The 25,970-nt window shown below is 41.1% G+C and carries 32 protein-coding genes and 2 riboswitches; of the genes, 8 read left to right on the top strand and 24 right to left on the bottom strand.

Annotation, left to right across the window (positions count from 1 at the left end):
* Positions 1-18: 18 nt before the first annotated feature.
* The 10 genes from ACEQ1T_RS09500 to ACEQ1T_RS09455 all read right to left on the bottom strand — a co-directional run bounded on the left by ACEQ1T_RS09500 (position 19) and on the right by ACEQ1T_RS09455 (position 8,462).
* Complete coding sequence (locus ACEQ1T_RS09500) at positions 19-171, bottom strand: lmo0937 family membrane protein (protein ID WP_206839702.1); 153 nt, start codon at positions 169-171, stop codon at positions 19-21.
* A gap of 690 nt (positions 172-861) precedes the next feature.
* Positions 862-1,635: a divergent polysaccharide deacetylase family protein gene (locus tag ACEQ1T_RS09495; RefSeq protein ID WP_206839701.1), complete on the bottom strand. Its 774-nt coding sequence runs from the start codon at positions 1,633-1,635 to the stop codon at positions 862-864.
* Between the two features lie 86 nt (positions 1,636-1,721).
* Positions 1,722-2,795, bottom strand: coding sequence for a PotD/PotF family extracellular solute-binding protein (locus tag ACEQ1T_RS09490; protein ID WP_206839700.1), 1,074 nt, complete (start codon positions 2,793-2,795; stop codon positions 1,722-1,724).
* Positions 2,792-3,595: an ABC transporter permease gene (locus ACEQ1T_RS09485; protein ID WP_370222660.1), complete on the bottom strand. Its 804-nt coding sequence runs from the start codon at positions 3,593-3,595 to the stop codon at positions 2,792-2,794. Before ACEQ1T_RS09485 ends, ACEQ1T_RS09490 begins: the two co-directional genes overlap by 4 nt.
* A complete protein-coding gene (locus ACEQ1T_RS09480) occupies positions 3,595-4,398 on the bottom strand; it encodes an ABC transporter permease (protein WP_206839698.1) in 804 nt (267 codons plus the stop codon). The genes ACEQ1T_RS09485 and ACEQ1T_RS09480 overlap by 1 nt, the downstream gene beginning before the upstream one ends.
* A complete protein-coding gene (locus tag ACEQ1T_RS09475; RefSeq protein ID WP_370222658.1) occupies positions 4,388-5,494 on the bottom strand; it encodes an ABC transporter ATP-binding protein in 1,107 nt (368 codons plus the stop codon). The genes ACEQ1T_RS09480 and ACEQ1T_RS09475 overlap by 11 nt, the downstream gene beginning before the upstream one ends.
* A 150-nt stretch (positions 5,495-5,644) precedes the next feature.
* A complete protein-coding gene (gene queE, locus ACEQ1T_RS09470; RefSeq protein ID WP_206839696.1) occupies positions 5,645-6,376 on the bottom strand; it encodes a 7-carboxy-7-deazaguanine synthase QueE in 732 nt (243 codons plus the stop codon).
* A complete protein-coding gene (queD, locus tag ACEQ1T_RS09465) occupies positions 6,369-6,845 on the bottom strand; it encodes a 6-carboxytetrahydropterin synthase QueD (protein ID WP_370222656.1) in 477 nt (158 codons plus the stop codon). Before queD ends, queE begins: the two co-directional genes overlap by 8 nt.
* A gap of 3 nt (positions 6,846-6,848) precedes the next feature.
* Complete coding sequence (gene queC, locus ACEQ1T_RS09460) at positions 6,849-7,529, bottom strand: 7-cyano-7-deazaguanine synthase QueC (protein WP_312886191.1); 681 nt, start codon at positions 7,527-7,529, stop codon at positions 6,849-6,851.
* Between the two features lie 32 nt (positions 7,530-7,561).
* A riboswitch (PreQ1 riboswitch) is annotated at positions 7,562-7,604 on the bottom strand.
* A 135-nt stretch (positions 7,605-7,739) separates the two neighbouring features.
* Positions 7,740-8,462 carry a CBS domain-containing protein gene (locus ACEQ1T_RS09455; RefSeq protein ID WP_370222654.1) on the bottom strand — a complete coding sequence of 241 codons (723 nt, stop codon included), beginning with the start codon at positions 8,460-8,462 and terminating at the stop codon, positions 7,740-7,742.
* A gap of 335 nt (positions 8,463-8,797) precedes the next feature.
* Here ACEQ1T_RS09455 and pxpB point away from each other — a divergent pair, with 335 nt between their 5' ends.
* The 5 genes from pxpB to ACEQ1T_RS09430 all read left to right on the top strand — a co-directional run bounded on the left by pxpB (position 8,798) and on the right by ACEQ1T_RS09430 (position 13,782).
* Positions 8,798-9,508 carry a 5-oxoprolinase subunit PxpB gene (gene pxpB / locus ACEQ1T_RS09450; protein WP_370222652.1) on the top strand — a complete coding sequence of 237 codons (711 nt, stop codon included), beginning with the start codon at positions 8,798-8,800 and terminating at the stop codon, positions 9,506-9,508.
* Positions 9,505-10,509 carry a biotin-dependent carboxyltransferase family protein gene (locus tag ACEQ1T_RS09445; RefSeq protein WP_370222651.1) on the top strand — a complete coding sequence of 335 codons (1,005 nt, stop codon included), beginning with the start codon at positions 9,505-9,507 and terminating at the stop codon, positions 10,507-10,509. The genes pxpB and ACEQ1T_RS09445 overlap by 4 nt, the downstream gene beginning before the upstream one ends.
* Before the next feature lies 1 nt (position 10,510).
* Positions 10,511-11,281, top strand: coding sequence for a LamB/YcsF family protein (locus ACEQ1T_RS09440; protein WP_370222649.1), 771 nt, complete (start codon positions 10,511-10,513; stop codon positions 11,279-11,281).
* A 498-nt stretch (positions 11,282-11,779) separates the two neighbouring features.
* Positions 11,780-12,970, top strand: a complete 1,191-nt coding sequence (locus tag ACEQ1T_RS09435; RefSeq protein ID WP_206839686.1) for an NRAMP family divalent metal transporter — start codon at positions 11,780-11,782, stop codon at positions 12,968-12,970.
* Positions 12,971-12,990: 20 nt separating this feature from the next.
* Positions 12,991-13,782 carry a putative hydro-lyase gene (locus ACEQ1T_RS09430; RefSeq protein ID WP_370222647.1) on the top strand — a complete coding sequence of 264 codons (792 nt, stop codon included), beginning with the start codon at positions 12,991-12,993 and terminating at the stop codon, positions 13,780-13,782.
* A gap of 25 nt (positions 13,783-13,807) precedes the next feature.
* Here ACEQ1T_RS09430 and ACEQ1T_RS09425 read toward each other — a convergent pair whose 3' ends face one another.
* Complete coding sequence (locus ACEQ1T_RS09425) at positions 13,808-14,950, bottom strand: metallophosphoesterase (protein WP_370222645.1); 1,143 nt, start codon at positions 14,948-14,950, stop codon at positions 13,808-13,810.
* Between the two features lie 164 nt (positions 14,951-15,114).
* Between ACEQ1T_RS09425 and ACEQ1T_RS09420 the strand changes: the two genes are divergently transcribed.
* Complete coding sequence (locus ACEQ1T_RS09420; RefSeq protein ID WP_370222644.1) at positions 15,115-15,447, top strand: hypothetical protein; 333 nt, start codon at positions 15,115-15,117, stop codon at positions 15,445-15,447.
* Between the two features lie 254 nt (positions 15,448-15,701).
* Here ACEQ1T_RS09420 and ACEQ1T_RS09415 read toward each other — a convergent pair whose 3' ends face one another.
* The gene (locus ACEQ1T_RS09415) at positions 15,702-16,547 is read right to left on the bottom strand and encodes an SDR family oxidoreductase (RefSeq protein ID WP_206839683.1); all 846 of its coding nucleotides are present in this window, start codon (positions 16,545-16,547) and stop codon (positions 15,702-15,704) included.
* Positions 16,548-16,663: 116 nt separating this feature from the next.
* Between ACEQ1T_RS09415 and ACEQ1T_RS09410 the strand changes: the two genes are divergently transcribed.
* Together ACEQ1T_RS09410 and ACEQ1T_RS09405 are read left to right on the top strand one after the other, a co-directional pair.
* Complete coding sequence (locus tag ACEQ1T_RS09410) at positions 16,664-16,969, top strand: hypothetical protein (protein ID WP_370222642.1); 306 nt, start codon at positions 16,664-16,666, stop codon at positions 16,967-16,969.
* A gap of 37 nt (positions 16,970-17,006) precedes the next feature.
* A complete protein-coding gene (locus ACEQ1T_RS09405; RefSeq protein WP_244671162.1) occupies positions 17,007-18,020 on the top strand; it encodes an AI-2E family transporter in 1,014 nt (337 codons plus the stop codon).
* Between the two features lie 32 nt (positions 18,021-18,052).
* On the opposite strand, the gene ACEQ1T_RS09400 is transcribed toward ACEQ1T_RS09405, so the two are convergent.
* The 12 genes from ACEQ1T_RS09400 to thiM all read right to left on the bottom strand — a co-directional run bounded on the left by ACEQ1T_RS09400 (position 18,053) and on the right by thiM (position 25,962).
* Positions 18,053-18,463 (bottom strand): HIT family protein, encoded by a 411-nt coding sequence (locus ACEQ1T_RS09400; protein ID WP_370222640.1) that lies wholly within the window; start codon positions 18,461-18,463, stop codon positions 18,053-18,055.
* A complete protein-coding gene (locus ACEQ1T_RS09395; RefSeq protein ID WP_370222639.1) occupies positions 18,464-19,312 on the bottom strand; it encodes a hypothetical protein in 849 nt (282 codons plus the stop codon).
* A 118-nt stretch (positions 19,313-19,430) separates the two neighbouring features.
* Complete coding sequence (locus ACEQ1T_RS09390) at positions 19,431-19,826, bottom strand: DUF302 domain-containing protein (RefSeq protein ID WP_370222638.1); 396 nt, start codon at positions 19,824-19,826, stop codon at positions 19,431-19,433.
* Between the two features lie 157 nt (positions 19,827-19,983).
* Positions 19,984-21,054 carry an undecaprenyldiphospho-muramoylpentapeptide beta-N-acetylglucosaminyltransferase gene (locus tag ACEQ1T_RS09385; RefSeq protein WP_370222636.1) on the bottom strand — a complete coding sequence of 357 codons (1,071 nt, stop codon included), beginning with the start codon at positions 21,052-21,054 and terminating at the stop codon, positions 19,984-19,986.
* Positions 21,055-21,093: 39 nt separating this feature from the next.
* Complete coding sequence (locus ACEQ1T_RS09380) at positions 21,094-21,408, bottom strand: multidrug efflux SMR transporter (protein WP_206839671.1); 315 nt, start codon at positions 21,406-21,408, stop codon at positions 21,094-21,096.
* Positions 21,405-21,743, bottom strand: a complete 339-nt coding sequence (locus tag ACEQ1T_RS09375; protein ID WP_370222634.1) for a multidrug efflux SMR transporter — start codon at positions 21,741-21,743, stop codon at positions 21,405-21,407. The genes ACEQ1T_RS09380 and ACEQ1T_RS09375 overlap by 4 nt, the downstream gene beginning before the upstream one ends.
* A 72-nt stretch (positions 21,744-21,815) precedes the next feature.
* Positions 21,816-21,915, bottom strand: a riboswitch (guanidine-I (ykkC/yxkD leader).
* 66 nt (positions 21,916-21,981) lie between these two features.
* The gene (locus ACEQ1T_RS09370) at positions 21,982-22,260 is read right to left on the bottom strand and encodes a hypothetical protein (RefSeq protein ID WP_370222632.1); all 279 of its coding nucleotides are present in this window, start codon (positions 22,258-22,260) and stop codon (positions 21,982-21,984) included.
* An 85-nt stretch (positions 22,261-22,345) separates the two neighbouring features.
* Positions 22,346-23,101: an exodeoxyribonuclease III gene (gene xth, locus ACEQ1T_RS09365; RefSeq protein WP_370222630.1), complete on the bottom strand. Its 756-nt coding sequence runs from the start codon at positions 23,099-23,101 to the stop codon at positions 22,346-22,348.
* A 138-nt stretch (positions 23,102-23,239) separates the two neighbouring features.
* Positions 23,240-23,554, bottom strand: a complete 315-nt coding sequence (locus tag ACEQ1T_RS09360; RefSeq protein WP_035330901.1) for a hypothetical protein — start codon at positions 23,552-23,554, stop codon at positions 23,240-23,242.
* Between the two features lie 119 nt (positions 23,555-23,673).
* Positions 23,674-24,324, bottom strand: a complete 651-nt coding sequence (gene thiE, locus ACEQ1T_RS09355; RefSeq protein ID WP_370222628.1) for a thiamine phosphate synthase — start codon at positions 24,322-24,324, stop codon at positions 23,674-23,676.
* On the bottom strand, positions 24,314-25,138 hold the full coding sequence (gene thiD / locus ACEQ1T_RS09350) for a bifunctional hydroxymethylpyrimidine kinase/phosphomethylpyrimidine kinase (protein WP_370222626.1): 825 nt from the start codon (positions 25,136-25,138) through the stop codon (positions 24,314-24,316). Before thiD ends, thiE begins: the two co-directional genes overlap by 11 nt.
* Before the next feature lie 11 nt (positions 25,139-25,149).
* Positions 25,150-25,962 carry a hydroxyethylthiazole kinase gene (thiM, locus tag ACEQ1T_RS09345; protein ID WP_370222624.1) on the bottom strand — a complete coding sequence of 271 codons (813 nt, stop codon included), beginning with the start codon at positions 25,960-25,962 and terminating at the stop codon, positions 25,150-25,152.
* Positions 25,963-25,970: the final 8 nt, after the last annotated feature.

The following is a 25,970-nucleotide window of genomic DNA, read 5'->3' as shown; positions in this document are numbered from 1 at the left end:
ACTGAAGGCTTTTTTCATTTATCCCCTGCCGGATGCACGGCCTCTTATAAAGTTTACAACAATGATGATCGCTGCTATTACAAGCAGTATATGAATGATGCCTCCCGCTATTTTAAATATTAATCCGAGTATCCATAATACAAGCAGAATACCTGCTATAGTCCAAAGCATGCAATTCACTCCTTCCTGTTGATTTATTATTTACATACCCCTTACAATCGGGACTAATTCATGAGTAATTGAAAAACACAAAAAAACATTGCCCCACTTTTTACAGTTCTGACAATGTTATATTTTGCAAAGAATGGATACTTCTATTCAGAAAGTATTTCATGTTCCAGCACTTTTGCAGCAAGATCATACAAAACCTTCCTGTATTCAAGGAAGTTTTGCTGCATCCTTTTTGCATCACTGCATATACTATATTCACGGTCGCCCACCTCTTCTAACATCGCTTCGTTGCGGGACTAACCAGACCGGAATGTGGGCGGCCACCTTTTAGGATTTAAACCGTATTTCACCATTACACCGTTTTATTACACACCATGAACAAAGCTGCAAACCACACCAGGCTTGCAGCTTTTATTAATAGGATGGAACAGTGTGAATCACTCTGTGGAAAGATTGCATCTATCTCCAGCGCCTAGCCCCTCGGGTCATAAGCCAAATCACTCCAGAAATTAGGACAAGGAACGCTTCGTCAACGGATACATCGCCCGACCAAAGCTTGCTTTGGAAGGTTTCCTGCGTGATTCGTCATATGCCTGTCGGACTTGCACAGGATGTGCTGGCTTCAACGTTCGCCACAGGACGTGGCGGTTTTTAGTGGAAGTTCATCTGATCAGGAGCTTAAGCTTTAGTTCAAGGTCCTTCGTCAATAAGTTCATAGCCTGGAATCAGTTCTGACAGCGGCACTATTTCTGCTTTCTTTTTATAAACAGGTATATACTCTTTAAGCACATTTACCATCTTTGTTCCTGTGATGCCAACATGGCCGATTGCGATGATGCGTTCATTTTTCACCAGTTTTTCAGCGAGTCTGTCTGCCTGTTTTGTGATATGGGCAGTAGTGTAGATATCATCAAAGAAAATATTGTTTTCAACATATGGTACACCCAATTCATTCGCCAGTTTCCCGACTACACTTTTGCCGGTTGTTTTGCTGTCGAGATAAAATAATCCGTGTTCTTTGCATACTTCCAGGACAATTCTCATGACCCGCTCATTTTCAGTGGCTCTTGAACCCATATGGTGATTCATCCCGACCGCATGAGGCACCTCTTTAATGGCACTCTCCACCCTGCGGCGGATTTCTTCATCGGTTAAATCTGTTGTGATGGCCCCCGGCCCAAGCCAGCTCCTCTTTCCTCTTTTCGGCTCCATCGGCATATGAACGATCACTTCATGCCCATTTTTGCTTGCCAGTTGTGCATCTTCTTTTGTCGTTGGCATGAAAGGCATGATGGCAACCGTTAAGGTCACCGGAAGCTCCATCATTTCTGCTGTTCCCTTCATGTTGTTTCCAAGATCATCAATGACAATCGCCAATTCAGGTTTTACTGGGGCAGAAGTTGTGTGAGTTCCTATACTTGCGAATGAAAAAATCAATAAATATATGCTGAAGAATATTTTCATTTTCCATCCTCCTTTTGGCTAGTATTCCCTGAATCATTTAATCAGTTCCAATGCAAAAACTGCCAGGAATTAATCCTGGCAGTACATTACTTTGAATGCATTTTAAACTCAAGGAAAAGCTCATTATAATAAGCAAGCATCCTTTTTCCCAGATTCTCATATACCTCCAGCCGGGCTGTCATTTCTTCATCCGGATAGAATCGTTCATCTGAGATTGTTTCTTCGTCCATATATTTCAGTGCTTCTTTATTCGGCGTTGAATATCCAACGTATTCTGTATTTTGTGCCGCATTTTCCGGGTCAAGGATAAAATTCATGAACTGGTGGGCCGCTTCCGGATTTTTGGCAGTCTTAGGGATGACCATATTATCAAACCAAAGATTGGAGCCTTCATTCGGAAGCACATATTCCAGATTATCCTTCTCCCACATAAGCTCCTGTGCCGTACCTGACCATACCACGCCAATGCCGGCTTCATCATTTTCCATCAGCATTCTGATTTCGTCACCCACAATAGCTTTAATGTTAGGTGTAAGACGATCGAGCTTTTCTTTAGCTTCGATCAAATGGTCTGTATTTTTGTCATTCAGGGAATAATGAAGACTGTTGAGACCCATGCCCATTACTTCCCTTGCCCCGTCTATCAGCAGGATCTGATTCTTAAATTCAGGGTCCCATAAATCATTCCAGCTTGTGATTTTTTTATCTCCTAAAATATCCGTGTTATAAAGAATTCCAACTGTGCCCCAGAAATAGGGAATCGAATATTTGTTCCCCGAATCAAAAGGCAGGTCCATAAAACGCTGATCTATATATTTCAGATTCGGAATTTTCGAATGGTCGACCGGCAATAAAAGGTCTTCCTCTTTCATTTTTTCAATCGCATATTCAGATGGAACAGCAATATCATAAGCTGTGCCGCCCTGTTCAATTTTCGTCATCATCGCTTCATTGGAATCGAATGTCTCATAGATGACTTTTATGCCTGTTTCCTGTTCGAACTTTTCCACCAGCTCTGCATCTATATAGTCGCCCCAGTTAAAAATGGTCAAAGTATTGCCGCTTGTGTAGCCCTGGGAGGAATTCAGCCTTAAAACGATGTACAACAAGGCAAATGAAACAATTAAAACGGCAGCGAGCGCCTGAACAAGCTTCTTCATTGCCTTACCCCCATTCCATTCGGCTTCTCATTTCGTTTCGTAATAAAGTAATAGCCAGTAACGAGAATGATTGTAAATAGGAAAAGCAAAGCAGATAAAGCATTGATATTTAAAGAAACTCCCCGTCTTGCCAGTGAATAAATCTCAACAGACAAAGTGGTAAAGCCGTTGCCTGTAACAAAGAAAGTTACGGCAAAATCATCGAGGGAATACGTCAGGGCCATAAAAAAGCCAGCGAAAATTCCAGGAGTAATATAAGGGAGAATGACCTTAGTGAGCACATCAAGCCTGCTTGCCCCAAGATCCATGGCTGCATAAATCATGGATGAGCTCATTTCCTCTATTTTAGGCAAAACCATCAGCACGACAATTGGAACACTAAATGCTATGTGTGCAAGCAAAACAGATACAAATCCAAGCTTAAGCCCGATCATTGTAAACAGAATCAAAAACGAGGCTCCAATAATGACATCCGGACTGACAATCAGCACATTATTCAGTGAAAGAAGCGTGTTTTTCACTCTGCGTTTTCTGGCATAGGCAATGGCAAGTGCTCCAGCTACTCCAATAATCGTCGAAATAGCTGCAGATAAAAGGGCAATAATAACGGTATTAAGGACAATGATGAGCAATCGGCTATCAGCAAACAGCTCCCGATACCAATCCAAGGTGAAGCCTTCGAATTGATACATGGTCCCTCCGCTGTTGAATGAATAAAATATCAAGTAAAAAATCGGGGCGTACAGGATGATAAAAATAAAAGCCAAATAAAACGCTGGCCATTTCCTGTTCTTTTTCATTATAAGATCCCCCGCTTTCTTCGGCCTGTCAGCAACATAATGATTACCATTGCGATAATCAGGAATACAGCAATGGTCGAGCCCATTCCCCAGTCCTGTGTCACAAGGAAATGCTGTTCAATGGCTGTTCCAAGAGTGATGACACGGTTTCCTGCAATCAGCCTTGTCAGCATGAATAAAGACAGTGCAGGGATAAAGACGATCTGGCATCCCGCTTTTACCCCATCAAGTGTCAATGGAAAAATGACACGTTTAAATGTTACCCAGGAAGACCCGCCTAAATCATTGGAAGCATCAAGAAGGGTTGGATTCAGTTCATCCAAAGAATTAAATATCGGCAAAATCATAAAAGGAAGGAAGATATATACCGACACAAAGATAAAGCTGAAATCAGTGAACAGAATTTGCCTGCCCCCTATTCCCATCGCATCCAAAAAAGCATTCGCTGCCCCATATGTACCAAAGATGCCCAGAAAAGCATAAGCTTTCAAAAGCAAATTAATCCACGATGGCAGGATAATGAATAAGAGCCACAGCTGCTTATGTTTAGTCTTAGTAAGCAAATAGGCCGTCGGATAAGCGATCAGCAATGAAAATAATGTAATTAAAAAGGCATACCAAAAGGAGCTTAGGGTCATTTTTAAATAAACGGGTGTAAAGAACTTTCTATAATTCTCCAAAGTGAATTGCCCTTCAATATCAAAAAAAGAATAATACAGAACAAGAAGCAATGGAGCTACAACAAAGAGGGCAATCCACAGGACATAAGGAATTAAATAAAAGTTGCGGGAATTAGTCCTCATGGCTTCCCTCTTCATAAGCTTCAAGACGCTTATCAAATTCCTCTTCTGTTTCCCCATGCCTCATGACGTGTATTGCTTCGGGGTCGAAATGAAGGCCAATTTGATCCCCGACTGTCGCCTTTTTGGTTGAATGGACCAGCCACTCATTGTCATCGCTGTCATAGCAGCTGATCTCATAGTGGACTCCCCTAAAGAGCTGTGAGTCAACTTTCACTTTCAGTTTCCCATCTTCCGGTGCGGTAATAGCCAGATCTTCAGGCCGGATGACGATCTCAACATCTTCATTTGGCTCAAAGCCGCCATCAACACACTCAAATAATTTGCCGGCAAACTTTACCTGATAATCCTGGATCATCGTTCCGGCAACAATATTGGATTCCCCAATAAAATCTGCTACAAAACGATTAATCGGCTCGTCATATATATCAGTAGGAGTTCCGCTTTGCTCGATGCTTCCGCTGTTAAGCACGAAAATTTCATCTGACATGGCCAAAGCTTCTTCCTGGTCATGTGTGACAAAAATAAACGTAATGCCCAGATTTCTCTGCAGTTCCCTCAGTTCATATTGCATTTCGGTCCGCAGCTTTAAATCAAGTGCAGACAAAGGTTCATCCAGGAGAATAACCTCTGGTTCATTGACAATCGCACGCGCGATGGCAACACGCTGTCGCTGTCCCCCTGACATTTCTTTAATTTCACGATTTTCGTAGCCTTCAAGGTTCACAAATTTTAACGCTTCTTTAACTTTCTTCTCAATATCCGCTTTCTTCATTTTTTTGATTTTTAAGCCGAATGCAATATTTTCATACACATTCAGATGCGGAAATAGAGCGTAATCCTGAAAAACAGTATTTACTTGCCTTTTGTTGGCTGGAACATTATTTATTATTCTTCCATTAAAATAAATGTCCCCCTCAGAAGGTTCAGTAAAGCCGGCAATCAATCGCAATATGGTCGTTTTCCCGCAGCCCGATGGCCCTAAAAGGGTATAGAACTTCCCGCGTTCAATTTCAAAGCTGACATCCTTTAAAACTGGCGGGTCATTATCATATCTTTTAGTAACGGAATTAAACCGAATAATAGTGTTATCTGTCATCTAACTCTCCCTATCTATCGAAATTTACAGCACTTATGTAATGTTAAGTTCAAACGTATAATATCATATATTTCCCGGAATCTGACATAAATTGTTGTATATACTTAACATAAATAAACCCCGCATCCTTTGATGCGGGGTTTATTTATGTTATACTCCGCGCTTATTGCCCCATACATAGGTATGCAGCTGCGGAAGTACTTTCACATCCTTCAAATCACTGTCATGTATCGTTTTTTCAATTAGCCAATCATATTTGTCAAGCAATCTCTGCAGCAAATTTCGATCATCAGCTGTAACGGTATCATCATTTCCCACCTGCAGATAAAACGGAACACCGGGATAGCGCTTATGAACGTTTTTTGCATACTCATAATCCTTATCATCAAAAACAACAATCTTCAGTGAGAACTGCTGGCCAGCCTTTCTTTTGGTCTGAAGATTATTCACAATATAATCGAGAACATCAAAGTCTGTATCCATGCCTGAGCTTGGCGGTTTTGGGGAAAGGGTCAGTTCATCAATTTCATAAAACCAATCCTGCCATCGGCTTCCCTGAGTTTCCAGGCAAATCTTAATTTTCTCCGCTTTCAGCAAAGAAATGAATTCACTCAAATTTTTTAAAAGAGCAGGATTACCTCCGGATATTGTCACAAAGGAAAATCCATCGCCGCCAAGCTCTTTGAGCTCCTTCCAGATTTCATCCGGCTCCATCTGGCGGATGCTGTCTTTTGCACTTCCATCCCAGGTAAAGGAGGAATCACACCAGCTGCACGAATAATCACATCCTGCTGTACGGACGAACATCGTTTTCTGGCCGATCACCATCCCTTCACCCTGAATGGTCGGCCCAAATATCTCGAGAACAGGAACTTTACTCAACCTCCATCCACTCCCTTCTTGCTTCCGCATAGCTTGTAGGAGTTTCAAAAAGGCGCACAAATTCGACTCTTGCACCGCTATATTGCTCATTTCTGTTTTGGAGGCTTTCTGCCATTTTTTCATAAATCCAGACAACCATATTCTCTGCGGTCGTATTCATTGGCGGCAGCGTTTCATTCAGATACTTGTGGTCAAGGAATATTTCAATTTCGTTTTTCCAGATTTCTTTAATGTCTCCGAAATCAATCATTAACCCTCTGTTATCCACGAATCCGCTTAGGCCAAAAATCACCTTGTATGTGTGCCCATGCAGGTTTTTGCATTTGCCTTCATAGCAATGCAGATGATGGGCTGAATCAAAAGTGAATTCCTTGCTGACCATTACACGCTTATGATGGTATTTCAGCTGATCGGGTTTAATATCCTCATTAATTTTCTGCAGTTTTTCAACAATCCTGAAACCGTACATGGCTTAAAGCTCCTCCTTTTCTTTGAGGTATTCTTCAAGGCCATTTTTCCTTAAATGGCATGCAGGACACTCACCGCAGCCATCAGCCGGAATTCCGTTATAGCATGTCAGGGTTTTCTCACGCACATATTCAAGGGCATTTAATTCATCTGCCAGCTTCCATGTCTCAGCTTTGTTAAGCCACATTAAAGGTGTATGGATTACAAACTGGGCATCCATTGATAGATTAAGTGTGACATTCAATGATTTTATAAACATATCTCTGCAGTCAGGATAGCCGCTGAAATCTGTTTCACACACCCCGGTTATAATATGCTTTGCATTAGTCTGACTGGCCAGGACACCTGCAAATGACAGAAATAAAAGGTTTCTCCCAGGCACAAATGTGGATGGCAGCCCGCCTTCCGCTCCGTCCTTTACTTCAATTTCATCCCGGGTCAGTGCATTTGGTGCCAGCTGATTCAATAGGGACATATCCAGAATATGGTGCCTGATCCCCAGCTCTTTTGCTATTTGCTGTGCACATTCTATCTCCAGCTTATGACGCTGATTATAATTAAAAGTGACTGCTTCCACTTCTGCAAAACGTTCCTTTGCCCAGAATAAGCAAGTTGTACTATCCTGGCCGCCGCTGAACACAACGATCGCTTTATCATTTTTCATATTAATATTCTCCTTTAAAATAGAAAAACAGGACCACTAAGAAAGCAGACCTGTTTTCCTTAGTTTTTTAAAGAGGGTAGCTAGAACCTCTACCGTGTACACGGATTTTGCTATTGAACTATCAGTTAATATTATCATCTTTATTGGCATTTTAGAAGGTTTTAATATATACAGCAAAAAAGTTTAACTATTCCAAAAAAAAGTGCGCTATTGCTTGCACTTTTTTGCGTTTTAATTTTCGGAATCGGCTTCCAGGAGGTCCCAGGCTGTAATCATGCCTTTTGGTTTTTCAGTCGGCTTTCCATTCTCGGTAACAATGATCCCTTCAAGCTTTTCATTTTTATTTCTGGATTCCTCAAATGTATCCTCTAATTCAAAGATAGATGTATCCTTGCCGGCAAAAGAGATTTTATGTTTTGATTTCTTGTTGAAAAGCTCTTTTATTTTCACCTTTTTCAACTGGATTGTTTCTTCAGTAAAGTGCTCAGCCATCCATTTCACGATATCCGCAGAAGTTAATAGCCATGAGTATTCGTCATTTCTCGAGTAAATCGGGAATTGGGAGTGTGAAAATTTGTTGATGATGGCCAGTACATCAGTTAGCTTGCCATCTTCATAGAAATAAAATACCGGGGTTGCAGCTATGGAGAGGGCGGTTTTAGGCTTTTCAAAATAGCCGGCAATTCTTTCAATCTTCTCTACCGTCTTGAAATGAGGCTCCGCAATATAGTAATCAAGGTCTATTTTTTCATGAACAATAGCATTTCGCAGCTTTGCAAACTGGTGCAAATCTTCTTCGTATAATCGAATCAGCGAATGATTTTTCTGTATTTCTATAAGTTTATAAAATTTATCTGTTCTGGCGTTTTTAGCAGATTGTTTTAAGGCCTTGTGAATACGGTTAAAGGCAGCCTCAAACCTTTCTGATAAGTTTTTTTCTATAGCTTCTTCCAATATGATCTCTCCCTAAATGGTAATGTACCTCCTCTATTCCCAAAATGATGGACCAAATAAACTTTGAAGATATTGGTTCGCCTGCTAAAAGAATAATTTGCACAAATAGAATTTTCAGTCTATTATAGAATATTATATTCTTTAGCTGGGGACATTGCATAAATATATAACTTTACTAATAAATTTTTTCGTTCTAGCGTTAAAAAACATGACTTTACCTTTTTTTAGGAAAGAATATTGAATGTATTTCTTCTGAACGAAAATGAATATTTATTATTACCGAATAATATTTTATTCCTCAGGTCAACAAATATACTATGAAAGCTGGTGAAATCATGAGATACACTTTACACCCCTTGGGGGATGACGCTGTTCTTATTGAGCTTGGGACAGAAATCAGCCTGGAAACACATCAGAAAGTTCAGTCGCTGACTGCCTTTCTCGAAAAACATCCTCCCGAATGGATGATTGAATACATACCTGCTTATACAACTGTAACCATTTTTTATAATCCAATTGAGGCCTTTCAGCTTTCAAACGGACAGCTCCCGTTTGATTTCGTGTGTTCACTGATAAAACCGCTTATTGAAGAGCTGAAGGAAAATGATTTGCCGGAACCTCAAATCGTTGAGATCCCGGTTTGCTATGGCGGGAAATTTGGGCCGGATCTTGATTTTGTTGCGGCACATAATGGGATTACCCCTGAAGAAGTAATTGAAATTCACTCTTCAGGCAGTTATCTGGTCTATATGATTGGATTCGCACCAGGGTTCCCTTTTATTGGCGGAATGTCAGAACAAATTGCGGCACCAAGACGCGATACACCGCGTTTAAAGATTCCCGAGAGAACGGTAGGGATTGCCGGGATGCAGACAGGAATTTACCCCATTGAGACGCCAGGAGGCTGGCAGCTGATTGGGCGTACTCCTGTTAAATTGTTTCGGCCGACCGATCACTCCCCTACCCTCCTGAAAGCAGGCGACCATATCAAATTCAAGCCAATCACTCTGGAAGAATACCATCATTGGGAGGAGACGGAGCAATGATTAACGTTTTAAAGCCTGGACTCCTTTCAAGCATCCAGGACCTTGGGAGAACCGGCTATCAAAAGTATGGCGTGATTTCCAGCGGGTCTATGGATCCTTTTTCACACCGGATGGCCAATCTGCTGGCTGGAAACGATGAAAATGATCCTGTTTTAGAAATAACGATGATGGGTCCAGTTCTAACATTTGAAGAAGATATACTCATTTCGATTTGCGGCGGGGACCTTTCCCCTTCCATCAATGGCCAGCCTGTTCGAACATGGAGATCCCTTTTTGTGAAAAAAGGCAGTGAACTAAAATTCGGCAGGTGCCGTAAAGGGTGCCGGGCCTATCTGGCTGCTGCTGGCGGATTCGCCGTTCCTGAAGTAATGAACAGCAAATCCACTTACCTGAGAGCAGGCATTGGCGGCTATAAAGGCAGAGCATTAAAGTCAGGAGACCTGCTGGAAACCGGCAAACCCTCTCTCCAGTCATTGAAAATAACGGAGTATTTGTCAAAACAGATTCTTAATAGGCCTTTTGTTGAAAACGACTGGGGTATTGCATCAGAACTAATACCGGACACAGCGGCAGAAATCAGAATAACAAGGGGCCGCCAATTTGATTTATTTTCTGAGGAAAGCCAGGTTCAGCTTTTTAAACACGCCTTTGAAGTGACCTCACAATCGGACAGGATGGGATACAGACTAAATGGCCCTTCCCTTTCGCTATCAGAACATGCTGAGCAAATATCTGAAGCCGTAAACTTTGGTTCCATTCAAGTTCCTCCGGATGGAAATCCGATTGTATTGCTGGCTGATCGGCAAACAACGGGGGGGTACCCAAAAATTGGACAGGTTGCTGCTGTCGATCTCCCTCTTCTGGCGCAGGCCAAACCCGGAGATTCCTTAAGTTTTGCAGAAATATCAAATGAAGAGGCTCAGCAGTTATTAATTAATAGAGAAATAAAATTAAAGGAATTAAAGCAAGGCATATTTTTAAAAACCAGAGGAGGAAATTAAGATGCACATTGTAGACATTAATTGTGATATGGGAGAAAGCTTTGGCTCTTACAAGATGGGGCGCGATGAGGAAATTCTTGATTATATTACTTCTGCAAATATTGCATGCGGCTTTCATGCCGGCGACCCTGCGACCATGCGAAAAACAGTTAAGATGGCACTAAAGAAGAATGTTGGCCTGGGTGTCCATCCGGGGCTCCAGGATCTGCATGGATTCGGCCGGAGGGATATAAATATAACCCCTCAGGAAGCTTATGACTTAGTGGTTTATCAAATTGGCGCTTTGAACGCTTTTGTTACATCAGAAGGCGGAAAGCTTCAGCACGTAAAACCGCACGGTGCATTGTTCAACATGGCCTCAAAAAGCGCACCGTTATCTGAAGCAATCGCAGAAGCGGTCTATAAAGTGGATCCTGAACTGATTCTTTTCGGGCTCTCAGGAAGTGAATTAGTAAAAGCCGGAAGGAAACTTGGACTCCGCTCTGCAAATGAAGTGTTCTCAGACCGTACATACCAGGAAGATGGATCCCTCACTTCAAGAAGGGAAAACAATGCACTTATTACAGATCATAGCGCAGCTGTAAATCAGGTAATCCGCATGGTCAAGGAAGGAAAAGTTCATTCTGTCCAGGGCACTGATGTTTCCATTGAGGCCAATACAATATGCATCCATGGTGACGGGGAAAGCGCACTTGAATTTGCTCAATACATTCCGAAGGCATTGAATGAAGCGGGAATTCAGGTAGCAAAAATCAGCGAGTTTTTGAAATAAAATAGGTATTAATGGAGATAATGTAAAATTGGTGCTGCTGCTTATATGCTCCTGAATGACCGTATAAATCAAGCTATTTATTGCAGAGATTCGAATGTTCTCATCGGCTTGAAATAGTCCAAATGAATTTTGATAAGATAGCGTGAAGGCATTCACTGGCGACTGTCGGGAATAGTTCTTTTGAAGCTGAATAATTCAAGCGCCAATGTCACTTATCACCCGGAATAGTTCCGTTGAAGCCGAATAAGTAAGCGCCAATTGCACTTATCACCCGGAATGGTTCCGCTGAAGCCGAATAAGCAAGCGCCAATGGCACTTATCGCCCGGAATAGTTCCGTTGAAGCCGAATAAGCAAGCGCCAATGGCATTTATCAGGGGGTATAGTTCCTCTGGAGCTGAATAAGCAATTTCGAATGAAGCTCAATCAGACTAATAGTGTTGGTGCAAAGTAAAAAAGCACGACAGATAACCACAAATAGAATTATTGGGGGAAAATGAATGAAAAAGCAATCAAATGCCAGTCTACTGCTTGGTGCCGCATTCCTTATGGCCACTTCTGCCATTGGACCAGGCTTTCTGACACAAACAACAGTATTTACAGAAACCCTGCTTGCGAGTTTTGGGTTTGTCATTTTAATTTCTATTATTATTGATATTGGAGCACAGATGAATATCTGGCGAATCATTGCCGTTTCTGAAAAGCGCGCACAGGATATTGCCAATGATGTTCTTCCGGGTCTTGGTCATTTCCTTGCTGCCCTGATTGTCATGGGCGGTCTTGCTTTTAATATTGGGAATATTGCCGGTGCCGGGTTAGGTACAAATGTTATTTTCGGCATATCCCCTGAAATGGGCGCCCTTTTAAGCGGAATTTTGGCAATCGGCATCTTCCTTGTAAAAGAAGCGGGCAGATTAATGGACCGTTTCACACAGATTTTAGGGTTTGTCATGATTGGATTAACTCTTTACGTAATGTTTACGGCACAGCCACCTGTTGGTGAAGCTGTTGTCAAAACGTTTGTGCCGGATAAAATTGATATCCTGGCCATTATTACGCTTGTTGGCGGAACGGTTGGCGGTTATATTACCTTCGCTGGCGGGCATCGCTTAATTGATGCTGGAGTCAAAGGAAAAGAAGCTCTTCCGGAAGTCACGAAGAGCTCTGTCAGTGCAATCGGGATCGCATCCATTATGCGTATCTTCCTGTTCCTTGCAGCACTAGGTGTGGTTTCACAGGGCCTAGCACTCGATCCATCCAACCCTCCTGCTTCTGTCTTTCAGCTGGCAGCAGGCAATATTGGATATAAGATGTTTGGAGTAGTCATGTGGGCAGCTGCCATTACTTCTGTTGTCGGTGCAGCCTATACTTCGGTATCATTCATTCGGACATTGAGCCCAGCTGTCGAGAAACATCATAAATGGGTCATTGTCGGTTTTATCGCCATTTCTACATTTGTTTTTGTTTTGATCGGAAAACCGGTAAAAATATTGGTTTTAGTTGGTTCCTTAAACGGTCTTATTCTCCCAATTGCATTAGGTGTAATGCTGATTGCTGCTTATAAAACCAAAATTGTCGGCGATTATAAACATCCTCTTTGGATGACGATTTTTGGAGTCATTATCGTGATTGCCATGTCTTACATGGGGGTTTATTCATTAATCAATGGAATCCCTGAGCTATTTAAATAAGCATGAAAGGAGATTTTTATATGAACTCCCCTTTTCAATTGAATCCCGATGAGGCACGCAGATTGATCCGTGTCCAGGATTGGGATAAACCAACTGCAGGAATGGCAAATGGCTTTATTCAAGCCAATCTGGCTATATTGCCAAAGGAGCTGGCCTTTGAATTTCTGCTCTTTTGCCAGCGTAATCCTAAATCCTGTCCAATCATCGATGTGACTGAACCAGGATCACCGGTGCCAATGCTGTCAGCTCCAAATGCTGATATTAGAACCGACCTGCCAAAATACAGGGTATATAAAAACGGAGAGCTCGTTGAGGAGCTTTCAGACATAACCTCTTATTGGAATAATGATATGGTAGCATTTCTGATCGGCTGCAGTTTTACGTTCGAAGACGCATTGCTCAAAAATAATATCCCTATCCGCCATATTGAGGAAAATCGGAATGTCCCGATGTATAAAACAAATATTGGGTGTGTGGGTGCAGGCCAATTTGAAGGCCCTATGGTAGTGAGTATGCGGCCGATGACAGAGAAGGAAGCGATTAGAGCTGTACAGGTGACAAGCCGCTTCCCATCTGTCCATGGGGCTCCTGTCCATATTGGAAATCCTGAAGCAATCGGAATTAACAATATTCAGCATCCTGATTTTGGAGACTCTGTGACCATTAAGGAAGGAGAAGTACCAGTTTTCTGGGCCTGCGGGGTTACCCCTCAGGCAGTCGCCATGCATGTGAAGCCGGAGATTATGATTACTCATGCTCCGGGACATATGTTTATTACTGACTTGAAAAATGAAGAGTTTTCGGTTTTATAGGAAAAAGGCGTCCAGTGGGCGCCTTTTACTTTTTATTTTTCAAATAATTCAGGGCATCATGATGGTCCTTTTTCATAATCTGTTCAATTATTGGGTCTGCGGGTATGACTTCCCTGCTTTTTTTATTGATTGTCCTGTAAACGGGCCTGATCGACGAAACACTGCTTTTAACTTTCCATTCGCTATCCTGGAAGACAATTTTCAAATCGATGAGACCGAGATGATTGCCCCAGTATCCAGCCTGGACAGCAGCAGTCCCGTTAATGGTACCAGCCTTTAAGTCAATTCCAGGCAGCTTCTGCAGTTCATCTTTAACTGGAAAAACTGAATGGCTGTGCCCGAATAGAATGGCATCTAATCCTTTAACTTTACTGAGGGCATGGACTGAATTGCCCTTTTTTTCATCCAGCCCTTTATCAGATTGGAGACCGGTATGGGCAAGAGCCACAATAATATCTGCCCCTTTACTTTTCATAATAGGAATAAAATGCTCGGCAGTTTCCTTTATATTTTTCACTTTAAGGTTTCCGCGAAAATACTCTTTATTCCATTCCGCCACAATCGGTGTGATAAAGCCGATGACTCCAACTTTCAGCTTATGCTTTTCCCCGGCTGTATCTGTCACCTCTTTCTCTATGATGGTATAGGGATTAAAATAATTCAGATCATCCTCATCGATCTGATTGCTGTCTTCAACATATATATTGGCATTGACATAAGGAAAGTTAGCTCCCCTGAGGCTTTCTTCCATAAAATCAATTCCGTAATTAAATTCATGATTTCCCACTGTCGCAGCATCATAAAGTAAAGTATTCATGGCTTTAAAAACAGGATGGACATTAGCCATGTCAAGCGGATGGCTTCTATAGGCATATTCATCGAGTCCATTCCCTTCAAGAATGTCTCCATTATCAAATAGAAGGGAGTTAGGCGACTCATTTCTTGCCTGTTTAATCAAGCTGGCCGTTCTTGAAAGCCCAAACTCCACTGTTTTCCTGCGGTCTTCGTAATCATAACCAATCATGTTCCCATGCAAATCAGTGGTTTCCAACAGGCGCAGATGGATGGTTGGCGGTCCGGATACTTCAGCTTCCGTCTGGTTCCAGACAATCAGCAGGGCTATGAATAATAACAGCGTGATTAAGTATTTTTTCATTCCCTTTTTCATTCCATTTCCCCCAGATGATCAAAGATTAGTTTTCTTATTTTCTCTAGATGCAAGAAAATTAATCAGAGATTGGGGACTTAAGTAAAAAGAAGATAAAAAGGAAAATTTTGAAACTTTTTATCATTCTATTCGTTATAAAAGAAAAAGAAAAAAGGAGGTCATGCATGGTTAAACAAAAAAAGTTCCTGGTTTGGTCATTGTTATTTTTTATTTTAGAATCAATTTTAGCAGCAGGTATTTCATTTTTTCTTCACTTTCCTCTGCTTGATACTCTTGCCTACAGCAGCTTTATTCTTTTGGCATTCAGCTTATTTGCTTTTTCACAGGGTGATGCCTGGACAAATAATGTGATTGCAGATTCAAAGCTGAATCTGATGACTCATATGAATGAAGAAGAAAGAGCGGATTTCTTCATTCATTTCAATCCGTTTCTTACAGGGACTTTTGCTTTTTTTATCGTTGGAATAATTATTACCGGGTATTTGTTTATAAGTTAATTTTATTTTTATGATAGGCTGTTGTTTAGTTTTTAATGATGTCCGTTACGTTCCGCGGGGAGGAATGAGAGCCTATTCGGGTTCGCCTGCGGGATCTCTCATTCCCCTCTCCTCCCGCAGTACATTGAATTGTCTTCCGTAAATCATCACCGCACGAAGAAAATGCATAAGCATTTTCGAGGATCAAGTACTCTCCGCTCCAATCAACTCAGCAGATTAAATAAAATTTAGAGTTAAAACTTTTAAAAAAACTATTATTGTTTGTAGAGAGTTTTTAATATGATTTTCTCCCAGCTTTTCCAGTTCATAAGGTTTTTCAGGCGTATTCTTGTGCGGACACCCTTTCCTGCCGGATACCTGAGTGCAGGTTCTTTTTCTCTGAGGATGCTCACTGCTTTTTTCGCAACGATTATCGGATCTTCATAAAATGGCTCTCCTTGTTCAAGGTAATGTTGAATTTTTGTCATATATGGATAATAAGGTGAGTCTTTTTTCAAGGATGATTCAGCTATCTTTTTTCCAGTTGTCCAGATGCCGGTCCTGAAGGATCCTGGCTCAATCAGCACAACATTTACGCCAAACGGTTTCATTTCAAGTCTAAGTGATTCACTCCATCCCTCTACAGCAAATTTTGATGCGGCATATGGCGATAAGCCAGGAAACCCGATTCTTCCGCTTATGGAACTCACATTTATGATGGTTCCTGTTCTTTGTTTCCGCATAAATGGCAGTACCGCCTGAGTAACTGCAAACGTTCCAAAAACATTTGTCTCAAATTGATTTCTATACTCCTCCAGCGGTATTTCTTCCGCAAATCCTGCTCCTGCATAGCCGGCATTATTGATTAGAACATCAATGGAAGGCAATTGAAGGATCAGGTTTTTAAACATTTCAATGGATGAGGACGAGGTGACATCCAATTCGTGAATGGATATCTGTTCATGAACTCCCTCTTGTCTAGCTTTCTCCATTAACTTATTGCTTTTATCCGTGTTTCTCATTGTTGCAATAACTTGAAAATCATCCTTTGCGAGCTCAATGGCCATCAAGGCTCCAAACCCGCTGGAACAGCCTGTAATGGCAGCATATTTTCTATCCAACTATCATCATCCTTTCTGCGTAATGATTTTTTCCATTTCGACTGTAAATAGATATATAATTAAATGAAAAAGTATTATAAAATAGTAAATATATTGATAATAAGAGGATGAACAAGGTGGCACACATATTTTTCAGCATTTTCCTGCTTGTATCCGGTTTGTCTTCATCTGTGCAGCAAAGCCAGGAGCCGATTGATTTCAATGTACATCTGAAGGGAAATGCCATTGTTATTGATTTACCTGCCCTAAAAAGCCCTGCTTTGAGCAGCACTTTAGCAGCTCCAGTAAAATTAACGGTGAAGCTGACCTATTATAAAGTATACCGGACACATTTTCAGGCACTAAACTCCGATGCAATTCACAGAAGTAATCAATATATGATCCCATATATGTTCCAGAGTAATTATCTCCGCATTTCCTGAAATTTTAAAGAAACTTAAAAAGTGTGGAGGAATGAAGTTGGAAACGATTAAATCATTTTTAAATAATAACGGCATAAAAAGATTCATCATTTTTGGAATTATAGTCCTGGCTCTTTACCTGTTGAGGAGCATGATTAATTTAATTCTGATTACATTCATATTTTCATTTTTGATGGATAGGCTTGTGAAGCTTGTCCTTTCGAGATTTAAACTGAATAGAAAACTGACTGTCATTACCCTTTACATGGGAATTATCGGCCTGCTTTCTATAGGGATAATCAAATATCTTCCTTTGATTGTATCTGAAATATCACAGCTGTTTAAACAGGTTGAAAGCTTTTACACCCAAAAACATGACAATATAGTAATTACATATATTGTTCAAATGCTCGAAACAAATGAAATTACGAAATATCTTGAACAGGGATTTGCCTTCCTGCTTCAGTATTTTTCCGATATTAGTCATATTGCCATCCAGGTATTGCTGTCTCTAATACTTAGTTTGTTTTTCCTGCTCGAAAAACCGAAACTTATCGAATTCACCTTGAAATTTAAACACAGCAAAATCGCTGACTTTTATAATGAAATCGAGTATTTTGGAAGTAAATTTGTGCAAACATTCGGAAAGGTAATCGAAGCGCAGTTTGTCATTGCCACTGTGAATTGCATCCTGACAACACTTGCACTGTGGATCATGGACTTTCCTCAGCTAATGGGATTGTCGATTCTTATTTTCCTGCTGGGATTAATTCCTGTTGCGGGTGTCATCATTTCGCTTGTCCCGCTATGTACAATCGCCTATTCTCTCGGCGGATTCATCCAGGTATTTTATATAGTACTTGTCATTATGGTGATCCACGCCATTGAAGCGTATATTTTAAATCCGAAGCTTATGTCTTCCAAAACGGATTTGCCTGTCTTTTATACCTTTATTGTCCTGATTTTTTCTGAACATTTCTTCGGTGTTTGGGGATTAATCGTAGGTATACCAGTGTTTGTGTTTATGCTGGATGTTCTGGAAGTCAAGAGCAATCCGCCGAAAATACAGTAATTTAAAAACACACAGTCCCGCTGTGTGTTTTTTTATCTTTTTAGAATCCCTCTTTTATTATCGGGCTGCTTCAGCCAATGCCTGAGCCCTTTTCCTGCGTGTAGTTCATCATTATATCTGGGAATGACGTGCAGGTGGCTGTGAAGAATGGATTGATTTGAAGCATCGCCCACATTCCAGCCAAGCGTATATCCATCTGGAGCATACTTTTTATCTAAATAATCCTTGGCTTTTTGCAGAAGTTCATATGTATCATTCCACTCTTCCGCCGTCAGGTGAAAAGCATCGGAATGGTGCGCTTTTGGCACTATGACCCCACAGCCCTCCAATACGTCCTGTTCTTTATCGTGCTGAAGAAAATAACAAGTGCTGTTTTCAAAAATGATATGTTGAAGAGGGTCCTGGTGCGGTCTGCAAAAAGGACAATGCTCCTGATAAGGCACTTAATTTTCCCCTTTCTGTGCAAGGTGATTTATCAGCAAATTCACTAAAGCGGCTTTATGTGAATTCTCATCGAATGCTGAGTTATTGATTACAGCCTTTCGGATGGACAGCTCCTTCAAAATTTCCTCTTCAGCCTTCCTCCTGGCTTCAAGAACCTTTAAAGTGCCTTCTGCCCCGCTTAAATGATTTTTCTTACCATATCCTTGACCGGTATAATAATGGATAAAACCTTCAGACCAGGATGGCGGCCGTTCATTTATCGCTTTCCTGAAAGACAAGTCAAGGTTATCCTGACTGACATAAATTAATATCGGATTCAGCTTTTTCACGGATTTTTCCAATGCTAATACATAATTCCGAACCATTGTAAGGGGAGCTCCATATTTAATCATACCGACTGTAACTGGATTCTGTAAAAAACAGCATTCAAAAATATGTACCTTTTTGCCGCTGGCAGCTCGATTGGAAAATCGTTCCCAATTATTGATTAGAAGTTTCATATTTTGCTCCAAAGGAAGCTCATAGATATCATTTTTAGATACTTTCTCATAAAATGTGTCTGGCATATCAGGTCCAATCTTTTTATACGGCACTAAATAGCCAGTATCTTCCGGAAAACTTTTTTCAATCATCCGGTCTCTGAATGCACTGTATTCTTCAAGCAATCGATGCCACTGGTCGTTTTCAAAATAGGCGACGCTCTCATAATCTGCCGGGTGATCCAGATCACCTTCGCAGAATAGCTCTGATTCAATACCGTTTTGCATCAAAACTTCATGAACCAATCTTGCGGTAGTAGATTTGCCTGAACCAGGGAGACCCTCAATTAAAATTAATTTTGTATCCATAGAATCACCTTCATAATATTTAGAATTCCCATTCTATTGTAATGCATAAAAAGAAAAACAAACAGCATTATTAACTGTTTGTCTCTTGGATGATGTTTATTTTATTTCCGTAAAAGCATTAAACAGATTTATCCAGACAGGCAATCAGGCGCTGCTCGATATCTAAAGCCAATTCTTTTAGATTCTGGTTATCAATCATGCTTATTAACGCGCTTGGCCTTGGCAGCCCTATCTTTGTTTTCCCTTTTTCTTTATATACGACAATTTTACATGGGAGAAAATATCCAACAATTTTATCTTCTTTCAGTACCCGCTCAGCCTCCTGCGGGTTACAGACTTCTAGCACCTTAAATTCCTCTTCCAATTGAAAGCCTTTTTCTTCAAGCTTTTCTTTAATATCAAAAGTCCAAAGCACACCAAACTGTTCATCTTTTAAATGTATTTCCAATGCTGTAATTGCTTCTTCAATGGATTTCTCTGTTTCAATAGTGTAAGCAAAATTTATGGCAGTCACCTCTTTTTATTTCCTTCTTAATGTAAACAGGCTGCTGTTTTTTACTATGGAATATTAATGGTTTTGGGGAACTGCCAAAATGTTTTTTATAACAACCATTTGTTGGTGTGCGGCTGAATTTCCGTCGCCATGATCATATAAAAGACGGCACTCAAAATTATTTGCGTTGTTTGTTAATTTCCATTATCAAAACAGTCAGTGCATCGCTCATTGGGGAGGCTTGCATGTTATTAATGATTTGTCCTCTTCTTTTTTCAAGTTTATCCAGTGACTCAATCATGCTGTCTTTTGTTAAGTTCTCTTCTTTCAATGTAAGCGAGAATCCTTTTTTTAAGAAAGATTCTGCATTTAGTATTTGGTCTCCCCTGCTTTGTTTTTTGGTTAGCGGGATGATGAGCATTGGGATTTTTAAAGACAGGAATTCAAAGATGGCATTTGATCCTCCCCTGGTGACGACAGTATCTGTAGCAGCGAGGATATCAGCAAGCTCATTGCTAATGTATTCGAATTGTCTGTACCCTTTAACATTTATTAAACTGTCATCCTTCTGCCCTTTGCCGCAAAGATGAACAATTTGGTATATAGCAGTCAGCTCCTGAAGGGATGCCCTGATTGTTTCATTAATTTTCTTAGCGCCCAGACTGCCTCCCATTACAGTCATAATTGGTTTTTCATCTGTAAACCTAAGAAACTCCTTCCCTCTCTCCTTATCACCTGAGAAGATTTCCTTTCTGATCGGAGATCCTATGGCCTTAGTCTTTTTCGCAGGAAAATGTGCTGCTGCTTCATCAAATGAAGTAAAAATCCTGTCAGCAAACCGCTGGGAAATTTTGTTTGCAAGTCCTGGCGTCAGATCACTTTCATGAATATAAATAGGTATTTTTAATGAGCTTGCCGCAATAATAACAGGCACCGATACAAATCCGCCTTTTGAAAAGACAAGCTTTGGCTTCAATCTTTTGAGCAGCTTTCGAGCTTCGATAATCCCTCTTAACACTCGAAAAAAGTCTTTTGCATTTTCTTTATCCATGTAACGCCGGAGCTTTCCGCTGCTAATTCCGTAATATGGTATGTTAATCTCAGAAATCAATTCTTTTTCGATTCCTCTTATCGAACCGATATAGTGAATATCCCATTCTTTTTGAGAAAGTTCATTTATTATGGCAATATTCGGAGTCACATGCCCGGCAGAGCCGCCCCCTGTAAAAACGATTTTATTTTTCTTCATTTCCTACCTGCCTATACAATTTTTAATTCCATTATATATCTAAGATACCAGTTTAAGTCCGATTGCTGCACTTAATACCATTGCAATAAAAAATATCCGTTTGGCATCTTTGGGCTCTCCGTACAGAATCATGCCAAGAACAGCTCCTCCAGCGGCACCAATTCCAGTCCAGACCGCATAAGCTGTACCCATTGGCAGCTCTTTCATGGCCAGCGCAAGGAACAGGAAGCTGGCGCCAAAACCGCCAACCAGCAGGAATAAGGATTGCCAATTCCGTTTTTTGTGCAGGCTGTTAATCATGGTTACACCTGTCATTTCAAAAAGGCCAGCCAGAATTAAAAACACCCAGCTCATGAACTTTCAGCTCCTTTTGATTCATCTTCATTTGTCACTAGCTTTAAGCCCAGAACACCTAATAACAAAATAAGAACCAGTATTATTTTAGATAATTTCAAAGGCTCTCCGAAAAATATGATTTCAGATAAAACTGTACCAGCAGTGCCTAAGCCAACAAAGACAGCATAAACCGTTCCCACAGGCAGGACTTTGCCAGCCATGATCATCAAATAAAAACTGACTGCTATGCATAGAATGGTCCCTGCCCATGATAATGGATCATCCGAATGCTTTAAACCAATCACCCAAAACACTTCAAAAAATGCGGCTATAAATACCTTCAGCCACTGCATGAAATCAGCCCCTTTTAAACGAATAGTATTCCCGGAAAAAGAAAAAAGCCCGGAAGATATCTGATGAACAGTATCTCCCAGGCTTTTATCCTTCCGTGGCATAGCTAATATTGCTATGAGTTTTCTCTCGGACCAGGCCAGCAGCTGCTGCGGAACCCTAGAAAACCTTTTTATTAGATTTACTGGCATTATAACAAAATAAAATCAGCTTTTCCATAATAATAGATGAAAATAAATATCAAGACACATGATCAGCAAGGACATATTCTTTTTCCCATTTCCTGCTGTCTGACATTTCAGCTGATAAAGAATGCGGTGAGCACGTGGATGCAAGATGGCTGATTGATGGCGGATAGGGACTTATCCTAATATGGCCTTTAATATAGCTCAAAGCCATTTCATAGTCGAAATCACGGCAATAATCAAAATAATAATGAACGATTTCGTTTTTAATCCGAAATGAGGGATAGATTCTTTCAATAAGAACCAAAAGCTTCAGCATCTGTGTTTTGTTCATTTTACCAATCCTTTATTATTATGTTAATTCAATTATTGCCTTTTTTACTAAAACAAAACCCCTGCATCTCCGCAGGGGTTTCGCTTTACATATCCAATTCAAGCGCTACCGGGCAATGATCGCTGCCCATAATGTCGCAGTGAATCTGTGAATCTAGTATTCTTTCTTTTAGCTTTTCGGACACGATAAAGTAATCAATCCTCCAGCCGATATTCCGCTCTCTAACCTTGGCCATATATGACCACCAGGTATAAGCTCCCTCAGCATCAGGATATTTATAGCGGAATGCATCAACAAACCCGGAACCCAGCAATCTGGTCATTTTTCCGCGTTCTTCATCCGTAAACCCTGAGTTGCCCCTGTTGGATTTAGCATTTTTTAAGTCTTTTTCGAAATGTGCCACGTTTAAGTCCCCGCACATGATCACAGGCTTAATTTTATCCAGGCCGAATAAATACTCCCGAATCCGCTCTTCCCACTCAAGGCGGTATGGAAGCCTGGCCAGATCACGCTGTGAATTCGGAGTATAGACATTGACGAGATAAAAGCCATCATACTCAAGCGTGAGGATCCTGCCTTCAGGTTCTGTTTCCTCATCATTCAATCCATAGCGGACAGAAAGCGGCTCTTTCTTTGTAAATACAGCTGTACCGGAATACCCTTTTTTTATCGCATAATTCCAGTATTGGTAATAGCCTTCCAGTATAAGTTCGATCTGTCCTTCCTGCAGTTTGGATTCCTGAATGCAAAATATGTCTGCATCCACTTCTTTGAAATAATCCATGAATCCTTTTTTCACACATGCCCTTATGCCATTCACATTCCATGAAACGAGTTTCATTGCTATTATATCCCCTTATGTTAAAAAATCTGCCTGATTACAACATTACCATGGAAATTCAATACTTGCACAGTTAAAGTACTGTAACAGGAACGGCAAATCCACAAGAAAATGCAGCCTATTTTTATAAGCGTTGCTTTATTGCCTGAATATCATGGTACCGGCATTCATCTGCACTAATTTGATCTTTTCACCCCGCTTAATACTTTCATATAATGATGCCGTCAGCTCAAAGGATTTGCCATTATCCAGCCGTATCCAATATTCTTCATGGGTGCTAAAGTTGCTTAAGTAATTATCAACCGAAGTCAGACGATATTTCTCATCTATTTCCCCTTCGTATTCAGTCATTTTGGTCTCCGCAGCTACAAGACCTGAAATGAACCCGTAATAGACGACCAGCAATACGGCTGCCATTTGAATGTAAAGACCTGATTCCATCCACTTTTTCAATTGTTCATCCCTCTGTTTCTATTGTTTGTAGTGAGCTACCCTCAATAGATTGGGATAAACCTTAGAATTTCAAACGTCTATACAATAAAAAATGCCCAAATTAGTGGGCATTTTTCACATTATTCTCTTACTGCATCATATAACAGTATGGCTGCTTTTTCAGGTGAATCCGCCTGGCTGATTGCAGAAATAACAGAAACACCGTCAGCCCCTGCCTTAATTATAGGAGGTGTATTTTCAGGAGTAATTCCGCCTATTCCTACAACAGGAATTTGGATATGAGCAGATCTTAATTCTGTCAAAAAAGTAAGTCCCTGAACGGCTTTGGCATCTTCCTTTGTGGATGTCGGATAAATAGGCCCTATCCCAAGGTAATCTGCGCCTTGACGGATCGCTGTTTCCGCTTCCTGCATGCTGTGCACTGAGACTCCCAGGATTTTGCTGCCAATTTTCCTGCGGACCGCATCGGCTGGTTCATCGTCCTGGCCTATATGGACACCATCTGCATTTATTTTAAGTGCCAATTCGATATCATCATTTACAATAAAAGGGATACTGCTCTCTTTGCAGATTGCTTGAAGCTTTTTTGCGAGCGATTCCTTTTCTTTGCCATGAAGGCATCCTGCTCCTTTTTCACGGAATTGAAATAACGTAATTCCTCCTTTGATGGCCGATTGAAGGACTTTTTCAGGATCCTGATGGCAATTAGTGCTGCCCATTATAAAGTATACTTTTAATAAGTTTCTCATTGCCTGCGGATTAACGGCCATAAACTTCAGTCTCCTTCTTCCTTCTATTGAACGCCCAGTGATTGGTAGGACCATGACCGCTGCCAATTCCCAAGTCAAATTCAATGGCGGCCTGGATGAATTTTTTCGCTCGATCAACAGCTTCTGGCACAGAAAGACCGTCTGCGAGGCCAGCGGTAATGGCAGCCGAAAAAGTGCAGCCTGTTCCATGTGTATTGGCGGTTTGTATTCTGCTGCTCTTAAATTCCGAAAAACTTTCTCCGTCAAATAGAAGGTCTGCTGCTATGTCCTTTGCTTCGTCATGGCCGCCTTTTATGATGACATTTTTTGCTCCAAGGTGATGCAGCTTTTTTGCTGCTTCTCTTTTATCCTCCAGCGAACGAATCCTTATGTCCGTTAAAACCTCTGCCTCTGGAATATTCGGGGTAATCACCATAGAGAGCGGAATAAGACGCTTCTTCATCGCTAATATCGCTTCATTCTGAAGAAGACTTGCTCCTCCCTTTGCAATCATCACTGGATCTATGACGACATTTTTCCATCCGTATCTCACGATTTCATTGGAAACACTCTCGATTATATCTGCACTAAAAAGCATTCCTGTCTTTACAGCGTCAGGTCTGAGGTCCTCTCCTATGGACTGAATTTGAGCAGACACTGCCTCTGCTGTCATTGGATAAACTCCCTGAACGCCCTTGGTGTTTTGAGCCGTAACAGCAGTCAAAGCAGACATGCCGAAAACACCGAGTTCCTGAAATGTTTTTAAGTCTGCCTGAATGCCCGCGCCGCCGCCGCTATCTGAACCCGCTATGGTTAAAGCTTTATTCACTTTCATTTAAAAGCCTCCTATCCGATCGTTTTTTCAAAAGATCCATATGCTTCAACATCTGCAGCAGAAATGTTATATAAGCTATTCAAAAACTCTGCTTGGAAAGTTCCTGGGCCTTTGCCATCCGATTTTTCTGCTGCAATTTCTGCGGCAGATCCATAAACGACCAATGAAGCTGCTGCTGCTTTTACAGGATCCTTTTCAACAGCAGCGAAAGCTCCTATTACAGAAGTAAGAAGACATCCGGCACCTGTTACTTTCGTTAGAAGAGGATGGCCATTGTTAATGGCAAATGTGGATCTTCCATCTGAAACGATATCCTGTTTTCCTGTGATAACAGTGACTGCACCAAGTTCTTTTGCTGCCGACTTAGCAAGCTCAGAAGTGTTCCCTGCTGCTTCAACTGCATCTACGCCCTTAATACTCCATTTCTGTCCTGCTGCGTTGGCAATTTCTGCTGCATTGCCTCTTATGATGGTAATATCTAATTCTTCTAATAGTCTTTTAGCTGTTTCTGTACGATAGGCCGTCGCGCCGACACCAACAGGGTCAAAAATGACCGGCACTCCATGCTGATTTGCTGACTTACCCGCTATGAGCATGCTTTTTACTTCTTTTTCAGTCAGTGTTCCCATATTGAGAACCAATGCGCCAGCTATTTTAGCCATGTCAGCTGCCTCTTCATGTGCATATGCCATCACTGGTGATGCCCCAATAGCCAGAAGGCCATTTGCCGTAAAGTTGGTTACCACCACATTGGTGATATTATGTACCAGAGGATTTGTATCTCTTAGTTTTTCCAATAGGCTGCTAATCTCCTGAATGTTCACATTAATTC

Source organism: Cytobacillus sp. (genome assembly GCF_964223445.1).
Classification (GTDB): domain Bacteria; phylum Bacillota; class Bacilli; order Bacillales; family Cytobacillaceae; genus Cytobacillus.
Note: the sequence above shows the minus strand (reverse complement) of the source record. Positions and strands in the feature narration are given on the sequence as shown.

Excerpts from the sequence above, each read along its gene's own strand:
- ACEQ1T_RS09500 (WP_206839702.1), bottom strand. The coding sequence starts at position 171 with ATGCTTTGGACTATAGCAGGTATTCTGCTTGTATTATGGATACTCGGA.
- ACEQ1T_RS09495 (WP_206839701.1), bottom strand. The coding sequence starts at position 1,635 with ATGAAAATATTCTTCAGCATATATTTATTGATTTTTTCATTCGCAAGT.
- ACEQ1T_RS09490 (WP_206839700.1), bottom strand. The coding sequence starts at position 2,795 with ATGAAGAAGCTTGTTCAGGCGCTCGCTGCCGTTTTAATTGTTTCATTT.
- ACEQ1T_RS09485 (WP_370222660.1), bottom strand. The coding sequence starts at position 3,595 with ATGAAAAAGAACAGGAAATGGCCAGCGTTTTATTTGGCTTTTATTTTT.
- ACEQ1T_RS09480 (WP_206839698.1), bottom strand. The coding sequence starts at position 4,398 with ATGAGGACTAATTCCCGCAACTTTTATTTAATTCCTTATGTCCTGTGG.
- ACEQ1T_RS09475 (WP_370222658.1), bottom strand. The coding sequence starts at position 5,494 with ATGACAGATAACACTATTATTCGGTTTAATTCCGTTACTAAAAGATAT.
- queD (WP_370222656.1), bottom strand. The coding sequence starts at position 6,845 with ATGTACGGTTTCAGGATTGTTGAAAAACTGCAGAAAATTAATGAGGAT.
- pxpB (WP_370222652.1), top strand. The coding sequence starts at position 8,798 with ATGAGATACACTTTACACCCCTTGGGGGATGACGCTGTTCTTATTGAG.
- ACEQ1T_RS09445 (WP_370222651.1), top strand. The coding sequence starts at position 9,505 with ATGATTAACGTTTTAAAGCCTGGACTCCTTTCAAGCATCCAGGACCTT.
- ACEQ1T_RS09440 (WP_370222649.1), top strand. The coding sequence starts at position 10,511 with ATGCACATTGTAGACATTAATTGTGATATGGGAGAAAGCTTTGGCTCT.
- ACEQ1T_RS09435 (WP_206839686.1), top strand. The coding sequence starts at position 11,780 with ATGAAAAAGCAATCAAATGCCAGTCTACTGCTTGGTGCCGCATTCCTT.
- ACEQ1T_RS09430 (WP_370222647.1), top strand. The coding sequence starts at position 12,991 with ATGAACTCCCCTTTTCAATTGAATCCCGATGAGGCACGCAGATTGATC.
- ACEQ1T_RS09425 (WP_370222645.1), bottom strand. The coding sequence starts at position 14,950 with ATGAAAAAGGGAATGAAAAAATACTTAATCACGCTGTTATTATTCATA.
- ACEQ1T_RS09420 (WP_370222644.1), top strand. The coding sequence starts at position 15,115 with ATGGTTAAACAAAAAAAGTTCCTGGTTTGGTCATTGTTATTTTTTATT.
- ACEQ1T_RS09395 (WP_370222639.1), bottom strand. The coding sequence starts at position 19,312 with ATGGATACAAAATTAATTTTAATTGAGGGTCTCCCTGGTTCAGGCAAA.
- ACEQ1T_RS09385 (WP_370222636.1), bottom strand. The coding sequence starts at position 21,054 with ATGAAGAAAAATAAAATCGTTTTTACAGGGGGCGGCTCTGCCGGGCAT.
- ACEQ1T_RS09380 (WP_206839671.1), bottom strand. The coding sequence starts at position 21,408 with ATGAGCTGGGTGTTTTTAATTCTGGCTGGCCTTTTTGAAATGACAGGT.
- ACEQ1T_RS09375 (WP_370222634.1), bottom strand. The coding sequence starts at position 21,743 with ATGCAGTGGCTGAAGGTATTTATAGCCGCATTTTTTGAAGTGTTTTGG.
- ACEQ1T_RS09370 (WP_370222632.1), bottom strand. The coding sequence starts at position 22,260 with ATGAACAAAACACAGATGCTGAAGCTTTTGGTTCTTATTGAAAGAATC.
- xth (WP_370222630.1), bottom strand. The coding sequence starts at position 23,101 with ATGAAACTCGTTTCATGGAATGTGAATGGCATAAGGGCATGTGTGAAA.
- thiE (WP_370222628.1), bottom strand. The coding sequence starts at position 24,324 with ATGGCCGTTAATCCGCAGGCAATGAGAAACTTATTAAAAGTATACTTT.
- thiD (WP_370222626.1), bottom strand. The coding sequence starts at position 25,138 with ATGAAAGTGAATAAAGCTTTAACCATAGCGGGTTCAGATAGCGGCGGC.